Annotated in this window: 5 protein-coding genes; 3 read left to right on the top strand and 2 right to left on the bottom strand. The window is 55.0% G+C overall.

The window, feature by feature from the left end:
• A partial coding sequence (bglF, locus tag NG42_RS09255) for a PTS beta-glucoside transporter subunit IIABC (protein WP_053116363.1) occupies nucleotides 1-1,726 on the bottom strand: 1,726 nt, incomplete at its 3' end.
• Nucleotides 1,727-2,064: 338 nt separating this feature from the next.
• Between bglF and zntB the strand changes: the two genes are divergently transcribed.
• Nucleotides 2,065-3,048, top strand: a complete 984-nt coding sequence (gene zntB, locus NG42_RS09250) for a zinc transporter ZntB (RefSeq protein WP_052899115.1) — start codon at nucleotides 2,065-2,067, stop codon at nucleotides 3,046-3,048.
• Nucleotides 3,049-3,317: 269 nt separating this feature from the next.
• Nucleotides 3,318-3,479, top strand: coding sequence for a proline-rich small protein YnaL (gene ynaL, locus NG42_RS22990; protein ID WP_173581466.1), 162 nt, complete (start codon nucleotides 3,318-3,320; stop codon nucleotides 3,477-3,479).
• 43 nt (nucleotides 3,480-3,522) lie between these two features.
• Here ynaL and ttcA read toward each other — a convergent pair whose 3' ends face one another.
• Nucleotides 3,523-4,458, bottom strand: a complete 936-nt coding sequence (ttcA, locus tag NG42_RS09245) for a tRNA 2-thiocytidine(32) synthetase TtcA (RefSeq protein ID WP_052899022.1) — start codon at nucleotides 4,456-4,458, stop codon at nucleotides 3,523-3,525.
• 426 nt (nucleotides 4,459-4,884) lie between these two features.
• Here ttcA and dbpA point away from each other — a divergent pair, with 426 nt between their 5' ends.
• The gene (gene dbpA, locus NG42_RS09240; protein ID WP_052899021.1) at nucleotides 4,885-6,264 is read left to right on the top strand and encodes an ATP-dependent RNA helicase DbpA; all 1,380 of its coding nucleotides are present in this window, start codon (nucleotides 4,885-4,887) and stop codon (nucleotides 6,262-6,264) included.
• The last annotated feature ends 43 nt before the right edge of the window (nucleotides 6,265-6,307 follow it).

The following is a 6,307-nucleotide window of genomic DNA, read 5'->3' as shown; positions in this document are numbered from 1 at the left end:
CGACTTTTACGCAGTCGTCCTGCTTTACGTGGGCGGTGAAGTACTGGCCGTCGAGTTTGACGGTATCAATACCCACGTGAATCAGCACTTCCGCACCGTTTTCATCGGCGAGACCAATGGCATGTTTGGTGCGAAACAGCGAAGAGACGGTGCCGTTGACCGGCGAAACCACCCGGCCGTGGGTCGGTTTAATGGCGATACCTTTGCCCAGCAGCCCGCTGGCAAAAGTTTCGTCGTTGACCTGTTCGAGCGGCAGTAACTGACCGGCAATCGGGTTGCGGATGGTGATTTTCGCTAACAGATCGGGTGCGACCGTGGCCTGAGGTGCCGCTTCCGTGGCCGCCGGTACAGCGCTGGCGGCTGGCGATGTGTTGTCTGGGGTGAAAAAGTAGGTGGCGAGGGCGGCAAAGCCAAAAGCGACAACTGCACCGACAATCGCGGCGGCGACCGTGGCGTCAAAACCGCTTTTCGGTACCACCTGGGCAAAGGTGAACAGGCTGGGTAAACCAAAGGAGAAGGTAGTGGTATGCCAGAAGCCGAGAATTGCCGCGCCGATTGCGCCACCGATACAGCCGAAGACAAACGGGCGGCGTTTCGGCAGGGTGACACCATATACCGCCGGTTCGGTGATGCCGAACAGGCTGGCACTGAATGCTGAGGCGGCGATGCCTTTCATTCGGGTATCACGGGTCTGCAACAGTACACCAAGGGTGGCACCGGCCTGGCCCATAATCGCCGGAAGCAGCAGCGGTAACAGCGTGTCCTGGCCGGTAAGACTGAGATTGTTCAGCATAATCGGCACCAGCCCCCAGTGCAGACCGAAAATCACGCACACCTGCCACAGCGCACCGGCCAGTGCACCGGCAATCGTTGAGTTAAGCTGATAAGCGAACAAATAGCCATCCGCCAGCAGCTGACTTAACCAGGTTGCCAGCGGACCAATCACCATAAACGTCAGTGGCACCACCAGCGCCAGGCAGATAAGTGGCGTGGTAAAGTTGCGGATCGCGGCAGGCAGACGGGTGTGGATAGCGCGTTCCAGCAGACAGGAGAGCCAGCTGGCAAAGATAATCGGTATCACCGACGAGCTGTAGTTAATCAGCAACATCGGTATACCAAAGAAATACAGCGGCGCGTTACCGCCTTGTTCCGCCTGAAAAGCCTCCAGCATCACCGGATGCACCAGCGCGGCGCCGATAGTCATACAGATAAACGGGTTGCCGCCGAATTTTTTCCCGGCGCTGTAGCCGAGTGCGATCGGTAAAAAGTAAAACAGCGCATCACTGGCGGCAAACAGCGTCTTGTAACTGCCGCTGGTGTCGCTGAGCACACCTGCCGCGAGGCCAACCGCCAGTAACCCTTTCAGGATGCCGGAGGCGGCCATTACGCCGATAAAGGGCGTAAAAATACCGGAAACAATGTCGATAAAGCGGGCAAATAGCGACTCTTTATCCGCTGAAGGGGAGTCCTGCTGTTCACCCATGCCGCTTGTTGCCAGCAGCGCCTGATAAACCTCCGACACATGGTTGCCAATCACCACCTGATACTGGCCACCACTTTCCACGACCATAATCACGTCGGGATTATTCTTCAGTCCGGCGCTGTCCGCTTTGCTGTGATCCTTCAGTTTAAAACGCAGGCGGGTGGCGCAGTGGATAACCGATCTGATGTTATCTTTACCACCGACGCCCGCGAGAATCGACTCCGATAATTCCTTGTATTTCATTTTGTTAGCTCCCGAACAAGCCTGATGTTTTCGCCGTTACTGAATTCAGACCAAAAAAAAACCTAAACCGTTTGTCTCTGCGCCAGTACGGGCGGAAACAAGCGGTTTAGGTTTTGCCTGAGAATTCAGTAACAATCCTGTGTGTTGCGCTGAGTGTTCCTCAGCCTCAGGCAGCAGGCAAGCTATTTACGCCGTGGAAAGTGAAATTCGTGAACTTGATCTAACTTTCCCCAGCCTGATGACGTGCTTTGTAACGCTTAACCCGGCATGGAGGATTGCATCTGCCAGGCAGCACGCTAGACTGTATCATATTGATTATGCTGAAACTGAGGCTCTACGTGGACGTCATTCAAGGCAAAGCACTACAGGTTTCCGATGCGATTATCTCCTGCCAGCTTGACGGTAAAGGCGGGCTGATCCCGATTAATGACAGCGAGGTGATTGATTGCGATCGTCCTTGCTGGCTGCACCTGAACTATACCCATAGCGAAAGCGCCGACTGGCTGATGTCAACGCCGCTGATCCCGGATACCGTGCGCGCTGCACTCTCGGGAGACAGTATGCGTCCGCGGGTCAGCCGGTTGGGCGACGGCTTTATGATCACCTTACGCAGCGTGAATCTGAACACCGAGTCGCGCCCCGATCAGCTGGTAGCGATCCGGGTGTTTATCAACGATAAGCTGATTGTCTCCACGCGCCGCCGCAAGGTTTTCGCCATCGATGAAGTGCTGACCGATCTGCAAAACGGCAACGGCCCGGTAGATGGCGGCAGCTGGCTGGTGGATGTCTGTGATGCGTTAACCGATCATGCCAGCGAGTTTATCGAAGAGCTGCATGACAAAATTATCGAACTGGAAGATGCGCTGCTTGACCAGCGAGTGCCGCCACGTGGCGAACTGGCGCTGATTCGTAAACAGATTATTGTGATGCGCCGCTATATGGCACCACAGCGTGATGTTTATGCCCGACTGGCCAGCGAGCGTCTGGGATGGATGGACGATGACGAACGTCGCCGGATGCAGGAAATCGCAGATCGGCTGGGCAGGGGGCTGGACGATCTGGACGCCAGCGTGGCCCGTACCGCGGTACTGGCGGATGAAATCACCACGGTAATGGCGGATGCGATGAATCGTCGCACTTATACCATGTCGCTGTTGGCAATGGTCTTTCTGCCAACCACTTTCCTGACCGGACTGTTTGGCGTCAACCTCGGTGGTATTCCGGGTGGCGACTGGCATTTTGGTTTCAGCGTTTTTTGCCTGATGTTAGTGGTGCTGGTTCTCGGCGTTGCCTGGTGGTTAAAACGGCGTAAATGGCTGTGAAACTCAGCAATAAATTGAAAAAGGGCGGCTAAAGCTGATCGATATCAATAAATTCAACGCGCCTTAGCGGCACACTCTCTCCTGCAGGTGAATGCAACGTCAAGCGATGGGCGTTGCGCTCCATATTGTCTTACTTCCTTTTTCGAATTGATGCATAGCACAATTTAATTCGTACGACGCCGGCTGATTGCCGGCTTTTTTTTTACCTGTTTGCCAGCATGGCGGTTACTTTCTATGCTTAAACTTCATGCATAACAAAGGAGCAACGCATGTCCACCACTGATTATGCTGAGCGTCCGCACGCTTCCGACCCGGTTCCCACCGATCCGTTGCCGATTCCCGAACCGATTCCGCGACCACAACCGATTCCCGATCCGCCACCCGGCGAGCCGGACCCGCATCCGATTATCGATCCGCCGCCGCACGTATAAAAAAGGGCGGCAGAATCTGCCGCCCTTCATCATTACGCTGCGCTTATTTAATTTCTAAAACGTCGAGGCGCTGCATCGGCTGCTGCTCGTCGTCGTCTTCTGGCTGCCAGCCGACCGGTTGCGTGGGCACGGTCTCGCGGTCAAATGCCAGATCGCCCCCGTCAACCACTTCGCTACCGTGCTGAATGCCTTTAAAATCAAACAGTGCATGGTCGGCCATATGCGACGGCACCACGTTCTGCATGGCGCTGAACATGGTTTCAATGCGTCCGGGATAACGCTTATCCCAGTCGCGCAGCATATCGGCAATCACCTGACGTTGCAGGTTTGGCTGCGAACCGCACAGGTTGCAGGGAATGATGGGATACTCACGCGCGATAGCAAAACGCTCAATATCTTTTTCACGGCAGTAGGCCAGCGGACGAATCACGATATGTTTGCCATCATCGCTCATCAGTTTAGGTGGCATACCCTTCATCTTGCCGCCGTAGAACATGTTCAGGAACAGCGTTTGCAGGATATCGTCACGATGGTGTCCGAGCGCGATTTTGGTCGCTCCCAGCTCGCTGGCGGTGCGGTAAAGAATGCCGCGACGCAGGCGGGAACAGAGTGAGCAAGTGGTTTTACCCTCCGGGATCTTATCTTTGACGATGGAGTAGGTATCTTCATTAACAATCTGATACTCGACGCCCAGCGTTTCCAGATATTGCGGCAGGATATGCGCCGGGAATCCTGGCTGTTTCTGGTCAAGATTGACCGCCACCAGTGAAAAAGAGATTGGCGCGCTTTTCTGCAAGCTGCTCAGCATCTCCAGCATGGTGTAGCTATCTTTCCCGCCGGAGAGACAGACCATAATGCGATCGCCATCTTCAATCATATTGTAATCGGCAATCGCTTCGCCGACGTTACGGCGCAGGCGTTTTTGTAACTTATTCAGGTTGTACTGCTCTTTTTTGGTATTTTCTTGAGTTTGTTGCATTTTATTCGGGCTCTGACTCTAAAGGGGCACCAGAAGGGCATGGCGGGTTACAGTGCGTGTTTCGCGTTCAGCAGTCTTATCTGCTCATTCTTCATTTCTTCAATCCGCGCACTGTGATTTCACACACCCTCTGCCATTCTCATGCCCCATCTGTTTAGCAATAATGACGGGTTTGCACCAGCTGTAAATATCCAGCATGCATAAGTGTGGCGTGTATGGTACGGATTCCAACGACGAATGCCAGCGCGATTTCGCAGGCTGGAAAGGTTTTCAGGCATTTTGGTTTCGCTGGTGCCGCTAATTGATGCAGCCCGGATACCCTTAACACGGGAGCCGAAAACGGCTCACACACTTCTGCGATACAGCCGGGCCTTTTCTGCTAAACTACGCGCCATTAACCCGCCCGATTTCTGCAGAGAGTTTTCCGTGACCGCTTTTTCAACCCTGACGCAATTACCCGCCAGCCAGCTGACCAATCTTGAAGAGATGGGCTATCTGGCTATGACGCCCATTCAGGCGGCAGCACTGCCAGACATTCTTGCCGGCCGCGATGTGCGTGCGCAAGCGAAAACCGGCAGTGGTAAAACTGCTGCTTTCGGTCTTGGCGTGCTACAGCGTATCGATCCAACGCAGTATACCACCCAGTCGCTGGTGCTTTGCCCGACGCGCGAACTGGCGGATCAGGTGACCAAAGAGCTGCGTCGTCTGGCGCGTTTTACCCAGAATATTAAAATTCTGACGCTGTGTGGCGGCCAGCCGATCGGTGTGCAGCGTGACTCGCTGCAACATGCTCCCCATATCGTGGTGGGCACGCCAGGCCGTATTCTTGACCACCTTAAGCGCGAAACGCTGAATATTGGCAGTATCGCCACGCTGGTGCTGGATGAAGCCGACCGGATGCTGGAGATGGGCTTCCGTGATGATATCGATGCGATTATTGGCTACAGCACGCCGTCGCGTCAGACGCTGCTGTTTTCTGCCACATGGCCACAGGGTATCGCGCAGATCAGCAACCGCATTCAGCGCGATCCGCTGACAGTGGAAACCGATGATGTTTCTGAACTTCCGGCGATTGAGCAAAGCTTCTGGGAAGGCAGCAACCGCGACAAGCTGCCGATGCTGATGGGATTGCTCAGTGAGCAACAGCCAAAATCCTGCGTGGTGTTCTGTAATACCAAGCGCGAATGCGACGATATCGCGCAGGCGCTGGAAGGCAGCCAGATCAGCGCCATGGCGCTGCACGGTGATTTAGAGCAGCGCGATCGCGATCAGGTGCTGATTCGTTTTGCCAACGGCAGCTGCCGGGTACTGGTCGCCACCGATGTGGCGGCACGCGGTCTGGATATTAAAGATCTGGCGATGGTGGTGAACTATCAACTCTCGTTCGATCCGGAAGTGCATGTGCACCGCATTGGCCGTACCGCGCGTGCTGGTCAGCAGGGAAAAGCAGTGAGTTTTGTTGCACCGGATGAGATGGTGCGCGCCCATGCGCTGGAAGATTACCTGCAGATGAAGCTTAACTGGCAGTCCGGCAGCGCGCTGAAATCGGTGGCGGTTAAACCGCTGGAGGCCGAGATGGCGACGCTGTGTATTGATGGTGGACGCAAAGCGAAGATTCGTCCGGGCGATATTCTTGGCGCACTGACCGGTGATGCCGGACTGAAGTCCGAGCTGATCGGCAAAATCGATATCACGCCGACCCATGCGTATGTGGCAATTCGCCATGATGCCGCACGTCAGGCAATGAAACAGCTGCAGCAGGGCAAAATCAAAGGCAAAACCTGCCGCGCGCGCTTGCTGAAGTAAGTCAGGGTCCGCCAAGGCCGCAGTCAGCGTGCTTTGGCGGTAA

Origin of the sequence: Winslowiella iniecta, from assembly GCF_001267535.1 — a bacterium.
Taxonomy (GTDB): domain Bacteria; phylum Pseudomonadota; class Gammaproteobacteria; order Enterobacterales; family Enterobacteriaceae; genus Erwinia; species Erwinia iniecta.
The sequence above is the reverse complement of the archived record's forward strand: the minus strand, read 5'-3'. Positions and strand labels throughout refer to the sequence as shown.